General features: G+C 62.1%; 17 protein-coding genes. 5 read left to right on the top strand and 12 right to left on the bottom strand.

The window, feature by feature from the left end; genetic code table 11:
• Positions 1-6: 6 nt before the first annotated feature.
• Together HRU71_03480 and HRU71_03475 are read right to left on the bottom strand one after the other, a co-directional pair.
• Complete coding sequence (locus HRU71_03480; GenBank protein ID QOJ02606.1) at positions 7-957, bottom strand: fumarylacetoacetate hydrolase family protein; 951 nt, start codon at positions 955-957, stop codon at positions 7-9.
• Between the two features lie 28 nt (positions 958-985).
• A complete protein-coding gene (locus HRU71_03475; protein QOJ02605.1) occupies positions 986-2,752 on the bottom strand; it encodes an acyl--CoA ligase in 1,767 nt (588 codons plus the stop codon).
• A 324-nt stretch (positions 2,753-3,076) separates the two neighbouring features.
• On the opposite strand from HRU71_03475, the gene HRU71_03470 reads away from it, so the two are divergent.
• Positions 3,077-4,480 (top strand): PEP-CTERM sorting domain-containing protein, encoded by a 1,404-nt coding sequence (locus tag HRU71_03470; protein QOJ02604.1) that lies wholly within the window; start codon positions 3,077-3,079, stop codon positions 4,478-4,480.
• 119 nt (positions 4,481-4,599) lie between these two features.
• On the opposite strand, the gene cls is transcribed toward HRU71_03470, so the two are convergent.
• The 3 genes from cls to HRU71_03455 all read right to left on the bottom strand — a co-directional run bounded on the left by cls (position 4,600) and on the right by HRU71_03455 (position 8,717).
• Complete coding sequence (gene cls, locus HRU71_03465) at positions 4,600-6,048, bottom strand: cardiolipin synthase (GenBank protein ID QOJ02603.1); 1,449 nt, start codon at positions 6,046-6,048, stop codon at positions 4,600-4,602.
• A 78-nt stretch (positions 6,049-6,126) separates the two neighbouring features.
• Positions 6,127-7,254, bottom strand: coding sequence for an aminotransferase class V-fold PLP-dependent enzyme (locus tag HRU71_03460; GenBank protein ID QOJ02602.1), 1,128 nt, complete (start codon positions 7,252-7,254; stop codon positions 6,127-6,129).
• A 344-nt stretch (positions 7,255-7,598) separates the two neighbouring features.
• The gene (locus tag HRU71_03455; GenBank protein ID QOJ02601.1) at positions 7,599-8,717 is read right to left on the bottom strand and encodes a hypothetical protein; all 1,119 of its coding nucleotides are present in this window, start codon (positions 8,715-8,717) and stop codon (positions 7,599-7,601) included.
• On the opposite strand from HRU71_03455, the gene HRU71_03450 reads away from it, so the two are divergent.
• Positions 8,716-8,949, top strand: a complete 234-nt coding sequence (locus HRU71_03450) for a hypothetical protein (protein ID QOJ02600.1) — start codon at positions 8,716-8,718, stop codon at positions 8,947-8,949. The two genes, HRU71_03455 and HRU71_03450, sit on opposite strands and share 2 nt — an antisense overlap.
• Here the strand turns inward: HRU71_03450 and HRU71_03445 are convergent, their stop codons facing one another.
• Together HRU71_03445 and HRU71_03440 are read right to left on the bottom strand one after the other, a co-directional pair.
• Positions 8,950-10,335, bottom strand: a complete 1,386-nt coding sequence (locus tag HRU71_03445) for a dipeptidase (protein QOJ02599.1) — start codon at positions 10,333-10,335, stop codon at positions 8,950-8,952.
• Positions 10,336-10,385: 50 nt separating this feature from the next.
• Positions 10,386-11,225, bottom strand: a complete 840-nt coding sequence (locus tag HRU71_03440; GenBank protein QOJ02598.1) for an enoyl-CoA hydratase/isomerase family protein — start codon at positions 11,223-11,225, stop codon at positions 10,386-10,388.
• Positions 11,226-12,025: 800 nt separating this feature from the next.
• On the opposite strand from HRU71_03440, the gene HRU71_03435 reads away from it, so the two are divergent.
• Positions 12,026-12,343: a hypothetical protein gene (locus HRU71_03435; GenBank protein QOJ02597.1), complete on the top strand. Its 318-nt coding sequence runs from the start codon at positions 12,026-12,028 to the stop codon at positions 12,341-12,343.
• Between the two features lie 51 nt (positions 12,344-12,394).
• On the opposite strand, the gene HRU71_03430 is transcribed toward HRU71_03435, so the two are convergent.
• Positions 12,395-12,556 carry a hypothetical protein gene (locus HRU71_03430; GenBank protein ID QOJ02596.1) on the bottom strand — a complete coding sequence of 54 codons (162 nt, stop codon included), beginning with the start codon at positions 12,554-12,556 and terminating at the stop codon, positions 12,395-12,397.
• 57 nt (positions 12,557-12,613) lie between these two features.
• On the opposite strand from HRU71_03430, the gene HRU71_03425 reads away from it, so the two are divergent.
• Entirely contained in the window at positions 12,614-13,516 is a 903-nt protein-coding gene (locus HRU71_03425; GenBank protein ID QOJ02595.1) for a hypothetical protein, read from the top strand.
• Between the two features lie 72 nt (positions 13,517-13,588).
• Here HRU71_03425 and HRU71_03420 read toward each other — a convergent pair whose 3' ends face one another.
• Positions 13,589-13,912 carry an HPF/RaiA family ribosome-associated protein gene (locus HRU71_03420; GenBank protein ID QOJ02594.1) on the bottom strand — a complete coding sequence of 108 codons (324 nt, stop codon included), beginning with the start codon at positions 13,910-13,912 and terminating at the stop codon, positions 13,589-13,591.
• A 473-nt stretch (positions 13,913-14,385) separates the two neighbouring features.
• On the opposite strand from HRU71_03420, the gene HRU71_03415 reads away from it, so the two are divergent.
• On the top strand, positions 14,386-15,318 hold the full coding sequence (locus HRU71_03415; GenBank protein QOJ02593.1) for a hypothetical protein: 933 nt from the start codon (positions 14,386-14,388) through the stop codon (positions 15,316-15,318).
• Between the two features lie 138 nt (positions 15,319-15,456).
• Here HRU71_03415 and HRU71_03410 read toward each other — a convergent pair whose 3' ends face one another.
• Genes HRU71_03410 through HRU71_03400 form a run of 3 tightly spaced genes read right to left on the bottom strand, consistent with a single transcriptional unit; the run spans position 15,457 to position 18,364 of the window.
• Complete coding sequence (locus tag HRU71_03410) at positions 15,457-15,774, bottom strand: cytoplasmic protein (protein ID QOJ02592.1); 318 nt, start codon at positions 15,772-15,774, stop codon at positions 15,457-15,459.
• A 5-nt stretch (positions 15,775-15,779) separates the two neighbouring features.
• Positions 15,780-16,916, bottom strand: coding sequence for a pyridoxal-phosphate dependent enzyme (locus tag HRU71_03405; GenBank protein ID QOJ02591.1), 1,137 nt, complete (start codon positions 16,914-16,916; stop codon positions 15,780-15,782).
• The gene (locus tag HRU71_03400; protein QOJ02590.1) at positions 16,913-18,364 is read right to left on the bottom strand and encodes a GMC family oxidoreductase; all 1,452 of its coding nucleotides are present in this window, start codon (positions 18,362-18,364) and stop codon (positions 16,913-16,915) included. Before HRU71_03400 ends, HRU71_03405 begins: the two co-directional genes overlap by 4 nt.
• Between the last annotated feature and the right edge of the window lie 38 nt (positions 18,365-18,402).

Here is an 18,402-nt window from a genome sequence, read left to right as displayed (position 1 = left end):
GTTCGGCTACCGGTCCCGTTCCACCCGATTTTCCACCGTTCCCAGCGTGTCGATCTCCACGCGCACGGTGTCGCCGGGTTTGAGAAACTTGCCTAATTCCGCGCCACAGCCGCCGCCGACCGTCCCGCTGCCGAGAAGGTCCCCCGGATACAGCCACCGGCTCGCGCTGGCGAACACGATCATCGCCTCGAACGAGTGCTGCACCGTGCCATAGCGGCCGTCGGTCCACTTCTCGCCATTCACAAACGCCCTCATCCCCAGCGCACCCAGGTCGGGAATCTCGTCCGGCGTCACCAGGTACGGCCCCAGCGCGCTGCCGAAATCCTTGCCCGCGCTCGGCCCCATGTTGATCGGCATCACTTTCGTCTGTCGTGCACGAGCGGACAGGTCATTCAGCGTCGCGTAACCCGCGATCGCCGACCGCGCCGTCTCCAGCGTGGCGTTGCGGATCGGCCGACCGATGATGCACGCCATTTCGCACTCGTAGTCCAGCTTGTCTTCGCCGGCGGGGAAAATCGCCGTCATGCCGTGGCCGATGAGGCTCGTCGCATTGGAGTTGTAATAGGCGGGCACTTCGTACCATTCGGGCACGATGAAATCGAAGCCGCGTTTCTTGCGCATGGTCATCACATGCTGCTCGAAGGCGTAGAAGTCCAAGAACTGCGACGGCCGCAACACGCACGGGCCGAAAAAGACTTCCTCCGGCATGAGACCGCCATCGGTCGACAGCGTGCGGACCTCGCCCCGAAGGGCTTCAAACTCCGGCGCCATCGCGACGGCGGCGGTGAGCACGCCGGCGAACTGTGGATCGCGCAGGTCGGCGCATTGGGCGGCGCGGTCGGTGATGTCCACGATTCTGTCGCCGATCAGGGCACCGAGACGAGCGTCGACGGGCACGCGGCGTTGCAGATCCGCCGCGCGGTCTTTCTCGGATCGATAGAACTGGCAGAATTTCATTGTGTCTTCCTGTTTCCTTTAGTCAGGTTTAATCCTTAAACTGCACATCCTTCCACTTCTCGAACAGCGGCTTGAGCTTGCCTCGCTGGTATTTGCCCGTGCTGGTCACCGGGATGTCGTCGCCGAATAGAACCACTTTCGGGCACTTCGACGTCGGCAGCTTGCCGCGGCAGTACGCGATGACCGCCTCTTGTGTCACCACCTGCCCCGGCTGGACCTGCACATACGCGCCGACCTCCTCGCCGTAGTAACGATTGTCGAAGCCGACCGCAAGGCCCACGCGCACGCCGGGCATGGATGTCAGCACTTCGTCTATTTCAAACGGCGAAATGTTCACGCCGCCGCGAATGATCAGCTCCTTCAGCCGGCCGGTGATGAAGTAGTAGTCCCGCCCGTCGTTGCCGCGCCGGCGGAAGCCCTCGTCGCCGCTGCGGAACCAGCCGTGCTTGAACGTCGTCGCGTTGGCTTCGGGGTTCTTGAAATACCCGACCATCACATTGTGCCCGCGGATGACGATCTCGCCCTTGACGCCGTCGGGCACGGGCAGGCCGCGGTCGTCGTGGATGGCCATCTCGTTGACCTCGACCGGACAGCCGATCGACGGAAAGCCGTGGTCGTACATCCAGGCGCAGTGCTCGTCCCACTCGAGATCGACCGGCAGGAAGCAGGAATAGCAAACGGTCTCCGACAGGCCGTAGCCGTGGACGATGCGCAGGCCGAACTTCTCCTGAAAGTCGCGTGCGACCTCGACGGAGAGCGGCCCCGCGCCGCAGATGAAGTGTCGAAATGCGGGGATGTCTTCGGGTTTGAACGGCTCGTCGGCCTCGATGAGGAATTGCAGCAAGGTCGGCACCACGCTGACGATTTCGACGGAGTGCCGGGCGAGCTTGCGCCAGAAGCCGCCGCTGCGGAAACGCCGGTTGACCACGACGTGCGCCCCGGTGAAGGCGGGCGTCAGCAGCGTGACGATGGTGCCGTTGACATGGTGGATCGGCAGCACGTTCATCATCACGGTACGATGGGTGATGTGATGCCAGCGAGCGATCGCCCACGCGTCGGCGAACATTTGCTTTTGTGTCAGCACCACGCCCTTGGGATTGCCCGTCGTGCCCGACGTATAGACCACCAGCGCCTCGCTGTCCCAAGATACTTGCGGCGGCGGTTCGGCCATCGGCGAAGGCTTGACGGAGGCGACGAGCGCTGCGAAGTCGTCCCAGCCGGCGACGGGCTTGGCCGTGGCACCGCCCGCGCCGCCCTCGCCGTCGATGGACATGGCGCGGCGGACGTTCGGGCCGATGGCCTTCTCGACGCCGGAAAAGTCCTTACGCGCGGTGGCGTGGGCGATCAGCACGGTTGCGTCGCTGTTGCCGACGATGTAGCCGACGCGATCGTCGGACTCACTCGGATTGATCGGCACGACGCGCGCGCCGATCCGCCAGGCGGCGAAGTAGATCGCCACCGTCATCGGCTCGTTGATGGTCAACGTCGCCACGCTGCCGCCGGGCCGAACGCCGTAATGATTCGCGAGTACCTTCGCCACGCGCTCGATCAGTGACAGGAACGCGCCGTAGGAGAACGCTTTCGGCGTCTCGTCGTCGGTCTGACAGGGGTAATAGGTCATCCACGGCTGATCGACGCGCTGTGTGCCCTGGGCATACCACATCTCGCCGAGGCTGCGAAAGGGCAATTTGTCGTCAATGGCGGGCAACGGCTCGCATTGGTGCGCGGCGTCGATCAGCTTGGCGGTGACGGCGTCGAAGGATTCCAGCTTCTGGGACGCAGGATGGTTCGACATGAGTTCGGATCCTCCTCGGGTGCGCCATTGAAACGACCAATTTTGCATTGAGCAACCAGGATGTTTTTGACTTTACCTACCCGGCTACGAGGTCGCGTCATCGCAAAGAGATGTTACAACAGGCACTTACGCGCGGTGTTCCGGCGTGAATCGGTTCAAGAATTCCGTGTGATTCGTGCGGAAAAGCTTGCATTGCGAGTCGAGATTCGTTAACCTTAACATCATAAGAAAATGGCAAAGTCCCGATCGGGGGCTGGTGGTCGCCGCGAGGCGAGAGGGTCGGCGTGTCAAGGCACGTCGCAGGTACGGGAAGGAGAAGCTTCCATGTTCGGATTTTCGTCAGCTTTCGTTCGCGGCACCTGCGTCGCGATGGTCTTGAATTTCGTCGGGTCGGTCGCGATGGCGGTGGGCCCCGAAGTCATCTATACCGAGATCACGACGCATTCGTCGGGGACGGTTCCCGGCGCGCTGGACGGCGCGGGCAATCCGGTGGCGACGAATTGGCTTGCGCTGGAGGACCTCTCGATCCGCCACGATGGCGGGGAGTGGATGCTGAAGGGTCGCACGACGCAGGCGACGACAAATGACTCGATTCTCGTCAAGGGGTCTGGTTTGAGCGGAACAATGTTCGCGCAGGACGGCCAGCCGCTCCAAGGCGGCGCGCCGGGCGAGCAGTACGATTTTTTTGATTCGCCGGTACCGGCCGCATGGGACACCGCGGGCAACATCGCCTTCAGTTGCCGCGCCAAGGGCGGCGTGGCCGGCAACGCCGAGAAGATCATCAAAGTGGTCGGCGGCGTGCATACGGTTGTCATTCAGCAGGGCATGCCGGCCCTGGGACTGGTTGACGTTCCGGCCAACCCCACCGGAGACGAACTCTTTGGGAACTCGATGAACTCGGTGTATCTGCTGGACGACGGGCGCGTTTCGTTCGTCAACACGCCGATCACGAACCTGCACACCACGCGTTACCCGGCGATCTTCCGGAACAACATGGCGTTCAAGCAGTCGGGTGTTACGCCGATCGGTTTGGAGATTTGGGACAGCTTCGACTTGAGCGACGCCGGCGGCACGCCCGACGGCGCGTTCTGGTTCGCCGAAGGCGATACCGAAAATCCCAACACCGCCATTGATAAGATTCTGGCCGTGAACGATACGATCATGATTCAGGAGGGTTCGCCGGTTGCGGGCGCCGGCACGCCGATCATGGCGGATATCTTCTTCACGCGCATGGTCAGCAACGGCGACTGGTTCTCGCGCGGCGATGATCCGGCCGACAACGACTGGGCCGTACGCAACGGTGTGCTACTTGCCAAGAGCGGCGACCCCATTTCGGGCGGTGAGAACTGGGCCGACATCTTCAGCGGCTTCACCGGCGATCGCCTCGGCAACTGGCTGCTCACCGGCAACACCAACATCGGCAACCCGAACATCGACACCGTCATGGTGTATAACGGTACGACGGTGTTGATGCGCGAGGGCGATCCGATCGACCATGACAACAACGGCTTCTTTGACGACGACGTGTTCCTGGCCAGCTTCCAGCCGAATGACATGCACCTGACCGACAGCGGTCTGGTGTATTTCCTCGCGACGCTGCGAAACGGGGCAGGCACGGCCCTGGGTGATGCCTTCCTGCGAATCGCCGTTCCCGAGCCGGCCACGCTGGCGGCCCTGGCGATAGGCTTCGCGCTGTTCCGCCCGCGCCGACGGTCGTCGAGCCGTTGATTCGGTCGCCGAGCTGGTAGGCGAAATGAGAAGAGTTTTATCAAGAGAGGACACGCAAGGCGTGCCCTCTCTTTTTTTTGAGCCATCAGTCAGCACCGCTGCGCCGGGGCGTTGCGCGCCTACAGAATAGGCGTGGCCATGCGCGCGGCACCGAGGGCCAGTTGCTGGCCGAAGCTGTAGGCGGCGATTTCGCCCGGCAGGACGCGGTGGGATGACGCGAGCAGCGCATCGAAGTCGGCTTCGAGCAGCCGAGCGGCGTCGGCATCGTAGAGGATGCTGGTCAGTTCAAAATTGATGCGAAAGCTTCGCACGTCCATGTTGGCCGATCCGACCATCGCCCACCGCTGATCGACGACGACGACTTTGGAATGCAACATGCCGCGGTCGTATTCGTAAATCTCCACGCCGGCATCGAGCAGTTCCTGATACGTCGCGCGGCCGGCCCAGAGCACCATCCAATGATCTGATTTGGAAGGGAGCAAGAGCCGCACGCGCACGCCGCGCAGGGCGGCTGACTCCAGCGCGAGGAGCATGGCGTTGTCCGGCACGAAGTATGGCGTGATCAGCAGCACGCCGTGCCGCGCATCGGACACGGCTGCGAAGAGCAGGTGATCGAGGATGCGCGGTCGGCGATCCGGACCGCTCGGGATGATCTGCATGACCTGTCGGCCCGCCGGTTCCAGCGGAGGAAAGTAGCGTTCGGTGAGGAGGCTTTCACGGGTGGCGAAATGCCAGTCCTCGGCGAAAATTTCCTGCAACTGGGCGGCAGCCGGTCCATGGATGCAGAGGGTCGTGTCCCGCCAGGGGCCGAAACGTGCCTTGCGCCCGCGGTATTCGTCAGCGATGTTGTGACTGCCGATGACGGCGCGGGTGCCGTCGATGACGACGAGTTTTCGGTGATTGCGGCAGTTGATGTTCAGCCGCCGCGTCGTGAGGCCCCATGGGAGGAAAAAGGCGATCCGCACGCCGCGCGCTTGCAGATCGCGCACGAACGCACGCGAGAGCTTCCAGCAGCCGACGGCATCAAGCAGGAGGCGCACTTCGACTCCCTCGCGCACCTTTCGAGCGAGCAAGTCACCGAGCGAGCGGCCCGTCTCGTCGTCGGCGTAGATGTAATACTCGAGATGAACGTGCGATCGGGCCGACTCGATCATTGCGAACAGGGCAGCGAACATTTTCTCGGCCTCGTGATGAACCTCCACGGAGTTGCCGACCGTGGGGGAGGTTTCGCTGATTGCGCTGGCCATGGCCATGAGGCTGCGCTGCGCGGCGTCGGTGGCGAGGGCGGTGTCGGCCGGGTGCGCGGCGACGGTCGCCTTTGAGCGAGCCGCCAGCGCCGCAGCAATGATGCGTTTGCGTTTCTCGCGGCGACGGACCTTTCGATAAAGCGGCGGGTAGCCGATCAGCCCGTACAGGACAACGCCGACAATGGGAAGAAAGATCAGGGCGAAAATCCAGGCGATCATGCCGCGCGGATCGCGTCGCTTCAGGAGGATATCGATGATTGCGACCACGGCGCAGGCGTACGACGCCAGCGAGACGAGCGTCCAGAATTCAAACGACGGCATGGGCGATCCCGTTTTGGCGCGCGGGCCGGACGTTCCGCGGCCGATCAGCGAAGTATATCGCGGAGGCGCGTCGGGCGGTCAGTGCGCCGGGAGATGCTCGATCAACTGGTCGATTTCGTCTTCGGTGTTGTAAAAGTGCGGGCTGACGCGCAAGCGACCGCCGCGCGTGGAGATGACCGTGCGATATTCCTGCCGCAGGTGGCTGACGATTCTCGCATGATCGTGCTTGGCCGAGACAAAGCAGACGATGCCGCTGTTCTCACCGCTTTGGCGCGAGCTGACGAGGCGATAACCCTTCTCGCGGACGCCGTCGGCCAGCCGATTGGTCAGCATCTCGACGCGCTGCCAGATTTTGTCGATGCCAATGCCGAGCAGCCATTGGATCGACGCCCCCAGTCCCCAGATGCCGGCGAAATTGTAACTGCCGTTGTCGAATCGCCGCGCGTCATCGCGGAACTCCAGACGATAATCGTTGAAGGCGGTCGCGTTGCGCACGTTCAGCCAGCCGACGCTTGACGGCCGCAACAGGCCCAGCAATTCGTGGCGGCAGTAAAATACGCCCGCGCCCTCGGGACCCAGCAACCACTTGTGCCCGTCGGCGCTTAAGAAGTCGATCTTCATCGCGCGCACGTCGAGCGGCAGCACACCCAGCGCCTGAATGGCGTCCACGCAGAACAACACCCCGCGCTGCTGGCAGATCGTTCCCAGGGCCGCGAGATCGGTGCGGAACCCGCTGGCATATTGCACGGCCGATACGGTGACCACGCGCGTGCGATCATCGATTAGCTCGACGAGGCGTTCGAGCGGGATTCGGCCGTTGTCCTCCGGCACCATCTTGAGCTGCACGCCGTGTGAGCGGAGATTCATCCACGGATAAATATTGGCGGGGAACTCGACTCCGGTGGTGACGATGTTGTCGCCCTTGGAGAATTGCAGCCCGTTGGCGACGTAACCCAAGCCCTCGGACGTGTTCTTGACGAACGTGACTTCTTCGGGATGGCAGTTCAGAAGTTTGGCCGCGTTCTGGCGGACGCGAGCCGTCTCGGGCAACATTCCGCCACGCGCCCAAGCGTGGTGTTGCGCCTCATCAAGGTAGGCGCGCATCGCGTCAGCCGCCGGACCCGACACGGGGCCGACTGCCGCATGGTCCATGAAGTTGTATTCGCGGCAGATGGGCATCCGCGCGCGATAGGCTTCGATTTCCATCGCGATGAGTCCCTCGCCTCCGGGCCGCGCTGTGACGCACCGGCCCGCGCCCCCGTCCAGCCGGCCGCGTTGAATTCAATCGCTGCGGGAGGCCGGTGCTCGAGGTTTCTTTATCTTAGGTCGCTCGCAGAGGCCAAGTCTATTCAATCGTCACCGCGCCCGGCGAAATCATGCGCAGCCTTCGATGAAATGCCGGGTTATTCCGGGGGACACGTCACACAGGCCGATATAATAAAAGCCCGTCGACGGACATCGGCGGGCCTGGGTGGTGCTTCTCGATTTTCGGTCGCTTGGGTTCTGCTGTACGTTGCGGTTCGCGGCGAGGGCCGTTCCGACGTGCTTCGTTAGAGTGCAGGCTTGAAGCGAACCCGCCACGAACGAAACGCCTGGGCTCCCATCGCCGAAACGAGCAGCAGCACCAATACGCCCGGCTCCGGAACGGCAGTCGTGCCGCCTTGGCCCTGGCTGATTTGTGCGGCGGCCTCCATGGCGGCGGGATCGTTGCTCGGCGTCAGGCCGAGCGTGAGACCTTCAAAGCCCGGGACGACTTCGGGCAGGCCGTTCATGATGAATCCGATGGGATCATTCCGGAACGCCGTGACAAACATTTGTTGGACCAGGAAGGTCAATTCCTCGTCCGTGATCGGCTCGCCGGCTTCGACTTGTTTCATAAGTTCGTCAACTGTTTTCCCCTTGCCCGATGCGGCCGAAGCGATGCGCGGGGGAACAGCCGTGGCGGCGTTTCCATTGAATTGGAGCAACGAGGCCACGGCATCCATGAAGAGGTTTCCCTTGACGTTGACCGGTCCGGAGTCGAAATCGGTGACCTGCTCGTCGTGGATCAGGATGCCGTCGGCGGTGTAGTTGCCGACGTTCACGAACTGCAACTGGAAGTCGTAAAAGCCCAACGCGTTGATCTTGGCGTCGGCGTTAATCAGGGCATTGCCGGTCCATTCCATGTTCTGCACGCCGGTATCGAATGTGACGGTGTAGTTGAGCGGAACGGGGATAAACGACGTCTGCCCACTGAAGATGTCAAAGTTACGCTGGCCGGTCTGCGAGCTGAAAAACACTTCGGGGATGAACCGGGTCGTGTACCCGATGCGGTCGTGAATGCCGACCGGCTGTGGCGATTGCACAATGGCTGGGTCGCGGCCGAGTTGAATTTTTAGCGGCCCGAGGTCGAGCGTATTGGGGTTGTCGAAGCTGTCCGGACCGAAGAAGCGGAACGATTCGTAGGTGTAGCCGTCGCCGGTGCGGTTGTATTCGACGCGTTGCTCAAAGAGGTTGTTGTCAAAGAGCGGCCCGCCCTGGGGACTGGAGATGAAATCGCGGTCAAGGATGTATTCTGCTCCGCGAAACAGAAACCGTTGAATGTTCCCAAACTGGGCGTGCGCCGTGGACGCCGCGCACAAGGAAACGATGACCACCACGAGTCCGATTGCTGCCCGATTCTTTCGCATGGGAGAACGCCTCGCGCCGCACGAAATCGCTCCGCGCGGCAAGCTCTTGACCCGCGCCGAATGTCGATTCTCCGAAAACGACACCGGCTGTTCGTTCGAAAAACTGCGCAACGGCTCCGCCGCCGATGAACATATCGGCCTTGCGGTGCGTCGGTATGAGATCGCTTGCAGGAAGAAGAGAACGCCGTGCGTCGCGCGGAATCTGCCGATGCGGCGCGACTTCGTCCTGTAACTACGCGCTGGTGCCCATCAAGCCTAGAAACGCGGCGGATGCGCGCATGCCGGACTCGAAATCGCTCACGTGGAAGAACTCGTTGGGCGAATGGGCGTTGCAGTTCGGCTGGGCGTAACCCATCATCAGGCTGTCGGCACCCAGCACTTCCTTCAGCATGGGCAGAATGGGGAGGCTGCCGCCTTCGCGGATCAGCGTCGCGTCCTTGCCGAAGCCCATCGCCACCGCCTGCCGCGCGGCCTTCATCCCCGGCGAGGTCACGTCCGCCAGGTACGGATCACAGTTCGCGTGCGTCTTGATCTCGAAGGTCACCGTGTCGGGCAGCCGCGCCTTCACCGTCGCCTCGAAGAGCTTGTCGATCTCCGCGCCGGTCTGATCGGGAACGAGGCGCATCGAAATCTTCGCGCCGGCGAACGACGGGATGATCGTGCTGGAGCCTTCCTTCATATACCCGCCGTAGATGCCGTTCACGTCCAGCGTCGGCCTTGCCCAGCGGCGGTACGTCACGCTGTAGCCCTTTTCGCCCCAGGTCTTCGGGCTGCCCAGATCGGCCAGCAGATCGGATTCCTTCAGGCCCAGCCCCTCCATCATCTTCACTTCCTCGGCCGACATCTCCTTCACCTTGTCGTAGAAGCCCGGGATATTCACGCGGCCGTCTGAATCGTGAAACGACGCGATGAGCGCCGCGAGCACGTTGGCCGGGTTGGCGACCGCGCCTCCGAACGTGCCGCTGTGGAGGTCCTTCTTCGGGCCGCGGACGATGACTTCCTTATAGACCAGTCCCTTGGTCGCCGCCGTCACCGCGGGCTTGCCCAGCCCCACCTGCGCCGTGTCATGGATCACCACATAATCGCACGCCAGCCGCTCACGATTCTTGCGGATCATCGGCGCGAGATTCGGCGAGCCGACTTCCTCCTCGCCCTCGACGCAGAACTTCACGTTCACCGGCAATGAGCCGGCTGTCTTCATCCACGCCTCGGCCGCCAGCATCGCACAGAAGACCTGACCCTTGTCGTCGGCCGATCCGCGGCAGACGATCATGCCGTCTTTCACGACCGGCTTGAACGGCCCCGTGTGCCAGAGATTCAAATCTCCTTCGGGCTGCACGTCGTAGTGCCCGTAGAACAGCAGCGTCGGCCGGCCCGGCTTCTGCTCGCCCATGGCGATGACCGCCGGCCAGCCCGCCGTCGGCTCGATGTCGGCCTTCAGCCCAGCCGCCTCGAAGCGTTTTTTCACCCACTCGGCGCACGTGCGATTGTCGGCTTCGTGTTCCTTCTGCGCCGAGATGCTCTCGATCCGCAGAAAGTCAAACAACTCATCCATGAACCGGGACTTGTTCTGCTCCAGGTATGCAAACGCCTTCTCGATCGTCGCCGTCGCCACCATGGGAGGCCCTCCTCAATTGATCCACGCTCCATTGATTCCGCGCCGCAGCGCTATTTTATCTCGCGCCGCACCTTCTCGTAGTCCACCGGCCGCTTTTCCACGAACGCGCGCATCCCCTCGGCGACTTCCGGCGCCATGTTGTGGATCGATAGCCAATCCCGTGCGTGGCCGATCGTCGTGTGCCACGACAGATCGCGCCAGAAATTCAACTGCTGCTTGGCGTAGCGGATGCACTCCGGCAGCTTGTTGATGAGCTTCGTCGCCATCGCATCGACGGCCGCGTCGAGTTTCGCCCGCGGGACGACTTCATTCACGAGGCCCCACTCGAGCGCCTTCTTCGCGGGAATCTCTTCGCAGAGAAAGAGAATCTCGCGCGCCCGCCGGTCGCCGACGATGAGCGGGAGAAACTGCGTCGCCCCGGCCGCCGCGACGCTGCCGCGGGCCGCGCCGACCTGTCGGATGATGATGTCATCAGCCGCGATGGCCAGGTCGCAGGACATGTTGAACTCGTTGCCGCCTCCGACCACCATGCCGTTGAGCCGGGCGATCGTCGGCTTGCCGAGGTTGCGCAGCTTCTCGTGCGCCTCGATGAACAGGCCCATCCATTTCCAGTATTTGCCGGGCTCGCCGATGAACTCCTCGGCCTGCTCCTTCACGTCGGCCCCGGTGCAGAATGCCTTGTCGCCCGCGCCGGTGAGGATGAGCACACGCACGGCGTCATCCCATGAGGCGTCCTGAAACGCGGCGATCAGCTCGACGAGCATCGGCCCGTTTACGGCGTTGTGTACCGCAGGCCGGTTAAACGTCACCGTGGCGCGGTTCCGCGCTTTCTCATACTTGATGTGCTTGAAGCCGAACGACTCGGCGGGTTTGCCCGTATATGGCGTCAACGATAGTCCTCCTGAAAGCAAAGTACGACTCGTGGTGTCGGTATTCTAATGATAACGATTGTACCTGAACGGGTGTAGGGTTCGATTTCATCCAGTATCGTCGCTCCGCGCAATTATCGCTTGACAAGGATTTGGGGGGGGGTAAGACCGCATTAAGGAAAAAAGAAGTATGCCTTATGAGGCGGTGTGGTTTCTCATCATGAATGAGATGATCAATGGTAAATCAACGGTTCTTGACCTCACTTGAAATCGCCGTGGCATGCATCGCTCTCTTGTCCTTCGAACCTGGCACGAGCGCACAGCGAGCTAATGCGGATTGCGAACCCCAGCCGTGCGGCTCGAATTCTCTTTGCGTCTCCTTGAATTTCATAGGACTTCAATGCGCTGAACGGACAGAGGGTGAATCAGAGGAATGTACTTGCATCATCAACCTTCCCGATCAGCCGCACTTGGATTATTGCGACCACAACTTTTATGCAACATGGCCGCTTGATGGACCTATGGTCTACTACTCAAGCAGTCCGGTTCCTTGCCCGAACACAGGCCGCTGTTTTGAATGGGGCACGGGGAAGTGTTGGTGGTACAATCGATGCAGCGGGACAATTCCTCTTGATGGTTGCCTTGCAGGGGGCGGGTTGCCGGTTTGCTGGAGTGTCTACTACACGGATGACGAAGAAGAGGCCTACTGGATAACTACGCAACCATGCTGTTATTGTTTCCAGTGAATTGACTCCAATCTGCCGGGCAACACCGTCGCGCATGGCGGCGGCACGTAGCGGAGATCACTCATGAGTTGCTCCGTGACGATAAGCTTTATCTTCCTGTCGGTCATTTACTCGTGCCAGCGGCATGAGGCCATCCCAGATTCACTTGCTCGCGCGCTGACTGCGCGATCGGTGTTCAAGACGCTCAAGGCAACTTACCGAGAATCGACCGTCATCCCGCGCGACAAGCCGCGCATTCGGAACTATGACCTGCGAATCGATAAGCAAGGTGAAATGCTGATTGATTTCTTTGGCGACGATGACGGTAAATGCCTGATTTCGCGCGCCGACGGCCCCAGTTTCGGCTCACCGAGCGATTGGAGCGGGATTCGCTTTGTAACGGATCGCGAGTAGAAAGTATTCTATCAGCATCTTGGGTCTCATGGATGGGTCAATAGGGTCCCGTTACGCCATGCGACCGGCTGGTTTTGTAATCCGCTGATCATCGGCTTGGAACCGGGCATCGGCCCGTCGCTGCGAACGGACGCTGACTTGTTGGCACACTACTCGAGTGGGCAATATCGATTCGACGAGCGTGTCGAAGACGACGGCCGACTTGTCGTTCATGGTTTCCATCCTCCGGATAGACCCACGTTAGAGTACGTTTGGGTGATCGATCCGGCGATGGATCATGCCGTACGCGAGATCGAGCAATACAGCCTGGCAGAGACAGGGGGCCGCCGCCGGATCTGGCATGGCTTGAATCAGTACCGACTTGTCCAGGGCAAATGGTGGCCTCACCTGGTGTCGATTGAGGCAGAGACCGGCGAAAGCAAGCTTATCTTGACATGTGTTCGAGTTGAGTTTGACAAGCCGGAGCACCCCCAGGCGTTCAATGGAGTCGATTCGCTTGCACCAGTCGGCGTCGAAGTCCGCGGCGCGGTTGATTCCCGCCCGGGGAAGCAGCCACTGTCATTCATGCGCTATATTGGCGGTGGGAAGATTGTCAGCGAAGAAGAGTTCAACGCGCAAAAGGATCAGTACGATTTGGAGCCCCTGCGGCATTGGCAAAGCGAGATCGAACGCAATCGGCGGTACCTACCGGGGTGGGCAACCGATGCGACGGGCAGATTGGGCGTGCAAGATGTCGAATGGGATCCCGACTTGTGGCTTACTTATGTCCGACGCTGGATTATCTTTCATTCCAACCCACGGCCATCACAAGCGGGAAAGCGAACCCCATCCCCCTCAAGCCGTCCTGCCGAAACGCGATTCGACCCGCTCGACGGCAATCAGAAAGACGCCGCCTACGGCATTCTTGCCGATTGCAAGAAGCGGGCCGAGGCGGTGACGCGCATCAGGAAGTTTCGGATCGATGACTTAACAAAACAATTGACGCAATTCGATGCGACCGCGCAGAAGGATCCTAAACAAACCGAGAGGCTCAAGGAGCAGATTGAGTCGCTTCGATCCGAGCGCGACCCCAAAGTCGCCGCGATCTTTGAAGAGCTTAAGACGCGATTGGGACTCATTCTGCGATCAACGCAGGCCCATCGCCCGCCTGCAACGTCGCAACCGGCGCCCTGATATTGACCTGATTGCCTGCGTTCCTCGATCGTGCTTTTGTCCAACGTGCCGCTTGCACCATGCAATCGCGCTTTACCCTTCTCCAACGCCCCGCTTCATCCGCCCGACCGAGCGGCTTAAGGCGGCCTTGATGCGGTCGAGGGCCGTATTGATGACGCCTGTGAAATTGTCGCCCACTTCGCGCACGCGCAGTTCGCCGCCGCGGGCCAGTTTCAATTCAACCGTGCAGACCTTGTCCACCGTCTGTTTGCGCGGGCCGGTTTCGTCTTCCAGCTTCACGGTTGCCTTGCGGATGACAGCCTCAAAACGCCGCAGCCCGCTCGAGAATTTCTTGTCCGCCAGTTCCTTCAGTTTCGCGCCGCCTTCGACGCCGCGTACGAGAATCGTCAACGTCATCGCTTGCCCTTTCCTTCCAGATGCGGCTCGAGTGGCCGCACTTCGGCCGGCCCGCCGCGGTTTTTGAGTTTTGCGGCAGCCGGTTGCCCGACGGAGGCCGTCTCACTCGATGGGCAGGGGTCCGGCCCGCCGCAGAGGATTATAAGGCGATGCAGGCAGGGTGCCGAGCCGGGCGCTAGTGCGTTGATAAGTAGTTTGTTCGTGAGTGGCGAATCGCGGCAGACCACGGCCGGTGCTGGTAGCGTTTGGACAGAGCCGCGCGCGTTGGCAAGCGGGTTCGCATCACCTGACGCTCAAAACCCGCTTCCTGACGGTCGGGGCTCGGATCGAAACGCAATCGCTACCAATACTCCACGGCCCGGATTGATGGAATCGAACGTCGATTTCGGTTAAAGTAATGGCGGGGGCAATTCCGGGGAAAGTTGAAACTGGTCCAGTCCAACCCCATGGGACGCTCATCGGGGGAGGAAGTGATGCTTCGTTTTGTTTCGCTTATGGGTTTTGTCTGCGTTGTGGCGCTTGCCGCGTCGCCGGTTTCGGCCGGGCCGATTTCAGCGAGCTTGTTCATTTCCAGCGATATTTTCAACGTCGTGGGTGAATACGACCCGGTTACCGGGAACTATGCCGGGCCTTTTACTCCATCCGTCAACGGCATGGGTCAGCTCGGCGTGAAGCTCAATGCCGCGGGCGATCGCATGCTGGTCGGTCACTTCAATGGTGGCGTCGATGAGTATGACGCGGTCACCGGCGCGTACATCAAGACCTACAACGGCGGCCCGGGCGTCGGTACGCAATGGGCGGGCCTGTACGCTCCGACCGGCGGTGTGTACATCACGAGCTGGACGACAAATGATGTCCGCGAATATGACGCTAATACCGGCGCGTTCATCCGCGTCGTGACCACGGTCGACGGCCCCGCAGACATGCGCATCGGCCCGAACGGCAACCTGTACATCTGCTCGTTCATGAGCGGCTATGTCAAAGAAGTCGATGCGATCACGGGCGCGCTGGTCAACCAGTGGTCGCAGCCGGGCGGCCAGGCCCGCACCAACGACATCGAGTTCCTGCCGAACGGCGATCCGCTCGTAACCGTCATGGGCACCAATCAGGTTTATCATTACGACACGTCGTATAATTTGATCGGCCAGTTCGCCGGTACCGGCTGGGGCAACGTTCACGGCATCGAGATCAGCCCGTTCGACGGCAACATCTATGTCGTCGACGGCATCAGCAACCAGACCCACGCTTTCGACCCGGTGACGTTTACGGAAATCAACAGCGCGTTTCTCAATCCGGGTCCCGGCGCGAAGATTGTCGATCTGGCATTTCGTGTCCCCGAGCCGGCTACGGCCGCGCTGCTGCTGCCGGCGCTGGCGTTGCTTCGCCGCCGATCGCGCCGCGCATGATGCGATTTTGCGAGATACTCGATTTCGCCAGGAACTCGAGTGCGCGCTTTGAGATGTACGACCTCCCCCCGATGCCGGCGGATGGCATTCCGTCGGCTTTTTTCGCGTTCGCGTGTCCGCGTGATTTGCAAGCTGACGCTAATCGTGGTGAATGGTGTACAGCCACCATCGCTTGCGGGGTGACTCGCCGCGCTTGACCTTGCGGACCGCGTAGACCGTCGCGACCAGCCCGCGGTCGGTGCGCACCTTCCAGAACTGCTTGCGATAATACAATTCGCCGCGTGCGTGGTCTTCGGCCTCGCTGACCTTCCACGTGGAGAGTACTTCGGTGATGTGGTGATGCTCCTCTCGCCAGGTGAAGCCGGTCGGCAGGCCCGGCGCGCCGGTCGCCATCGCGGCGGTGTCGAAGGTTCCCGCGTCCGGCGTGATCGGCTCGCTGATGAATTCGTCGGGCATGGCGGTTACTCGCGCGGATAGTACAGCATTTCGTCCAGCGGCTGCACAGCGTCTTCCACGAATCGGCGGAGCGCGGGCGACAACCGCAGCACGGCGGTCTGATCGCACAATGCAGGCGAAAGAGGTTGATACGTTTGCCAGAACAGGTGCCGTCGCGTCGCGAGCCGATGTGCGAGTATGTAATCCATCATCCCCGCGAATGCCTTGGCGGTGTAGGTTCCGTCCAGCGGGATGCCGTCGAGATGGTGCAGCGCGCGCGCCAACGCGATCGATCGCTCGGTGAATAGCGCGTACCCCTCGCCCAGCGCCGAGTGGACGATATCGAGATCGCCCGCGCCGAGATCGACTTCGGGAATCGACGAGTCGAATCGACGCATGAACCGCAGGCAGCGCAGCGCCATCCGCACGCAGCGTCCGGCCGTGCAGTACCAGCGGTACGACACCGCCACCCCGACGACGCGCGTCTTAAACCCGGCAAGCCGCGCGCCGAGCAGCAAGCCGGCGGCCGTGCCGAGGCTGCCCAATGGGGCAAATAGACAGTCCGGTTCGGGCAGGATGCCAGCGTTGATTTGATCGCGCAGCTCGAACATCGCATTGACGTGGCCGATGCAGGAGCGCGGGCTGGTACCGCCTGGTGGGATGAAGTAGGGGGGGTGTGAGGCCTGCCAATTGCGCGGGCGGAGCATCTCGCGAATCAGCGCTGGCGCGACGGCGACGTAGGAAACGGGAAACAACTCCGCGCCGACTTTCACAGCGCACAGCAGATTGCGCCGGGCGTACTCGGCGCTCGGTTGCGGCACGAGCAGCGCCACGGTGCGAAGACCGAGCTTAGCCGCGTGCCAGGCGGTGCGGCAGACGTGGTGGCTGCCGGTTGCGCCCATGGTGACGAGCGTCTTTGCTCCGCGAGCTATTGCATCAGCCAGGAGCAGTTCAAGTCCTCGCACCTTGTTACCGCCGCATAGCGCGTGGCTCTGGTCCTCACGCTTGACGTGCAGCGTGGTCAGGCCGTGGGAGTGGGCAAAGTGCGGCAATGCGGTGACGGGCGTCGGCCAGGAACCCAGTGCCACGCGAGGCAGCGCGTGCAACAGCGATGGAAATGCTTGAAAGAGCGGGTAATCGAAATGGTCGTCCGGCGCGGTCATGCTTGAAGCAAGTGCTCCATGATGTGTTCGGCCAGCGCCGAGACGGTGAGCGATGGGGCTACGCCGATGGGGCCACTAAACAGACTAGCGTCTGCAACGTACAGGCCGGGATAGGTGTGGACACGCCCCAGGCCGTCGGTGACACCCCTTGCGGGGTCGTCGGCCATGCGCGCGCCCCCCATGGCGTGGACGGTGATCGCGCCGGGCGAAGCAATGGCCGAGGGAGGCAGCACCAGCGACGCGCCCAGCGCAACGGCGAGGGATTGCAGCCGATCGCGTGTGCGGCGAGCAAACAAGGACGGCGTCGCGGGGCGGTCGCAGACCAACCGCTTGTTTCGCAGGGCCAGACGCAGCGGCGTGCGATCCAGTCCCATTGCTCCGATGATCCACGTGTTGCGACCGGTAGCGTCGAGTGACGGGCTGTTCGCGAACGCGCGAAGCGCTCGTGCCGCCAGCCACGGGAGCGGCGGCAGCAGGCCGATGTCCATCAGCATTCGTTTGTCACGCTCCCAGCCGTCCAGCCAGGCGGTGACGAGCGGTCCGGCGTCGCGCTCGGCGGGGACGCGTCCGCCCAGCAGCACGGCGCCATCGTCGCCATTTGTATAAAAATGATCACCAAGTGCCGGGCCGATCGCCGGCAGCGTTCGATGAACCTCACGGCAGGACAACAATAGCCGCACGGTGTTCAGCGCTCCGGCCGCGAGGATCACGCGCTCCGCGCGAATGGCAAAGCGCTCCTCCGGTCCGGCAGCCAGGCGGTGGCCATGCACGGCGAAACCCCCGCGGTGAGGTTCGATGACCGTGGCCTCGTGCAGCGGGCGAACGTCCGCGCCGCGCAGTTCAGCCCTGCCGAGGTATGTGCGATCCAGGGATCGTCGGCGCACGCCATGCCCGCCGCGAAGCCACGCCGCGATTTCGACACGCACGCTCTCAAACGGCGGAGGGATGCGCAAGGACGCCGGGTCGGCCGGCCAATCCACGGCCAGCGGGAGGCGCTCCACGCGTTGATGCATCGCGGTGGCCGCGGATTCGAGCGTGACGGTTCGCGGCAGATCAATCGGGATGGGACTTGGCGCGATGATTGCTTCAGCGCGTTCGTAATGGCGCGCGAGCATGTTCGATGAGACCGACGTGGGCCAGTCTTCGGTGAAAGCCTCGGAGCGGGCGCGAACCGTTACAGATGTATAAACGTGCGACCCGCCGCCGACGCAGCTTCCCATCACGGCGGTCAGGCCGGCCGGACGCTGCACGTCAAACGGGCCGTAGCTGCCCGCACCGCGAAGTGGTTGCCTGCGCCCCGTCTGAACGTCCGAGAGAAACTCCGGGGTGATACGCGGTCCGCGCTCCAGGACGATCACGCGCAAGCCCGCTTCCGCGGCTCGCAGTGCGCAGACGCTGCCACCGAACCCGGAGCCGATGATCAGGACGTCGCAGTCTTTACGCGTCATGCACCCGTGTTATAGTCGCCGGCGGCCCTGCGTAAAGT

Source organism: Planctomycetia bacterium (genome assembly GCA_015200345.1).
GTDB lineage: Bacteria > Planctomycetota > Phycisphaerae > UBA1845 > UTPLA1 > PLA3.
Note: the sequence above shows the minus strand (reverse complement) of the source record. Positions and strands in the feature narration are given on the sequence as shown.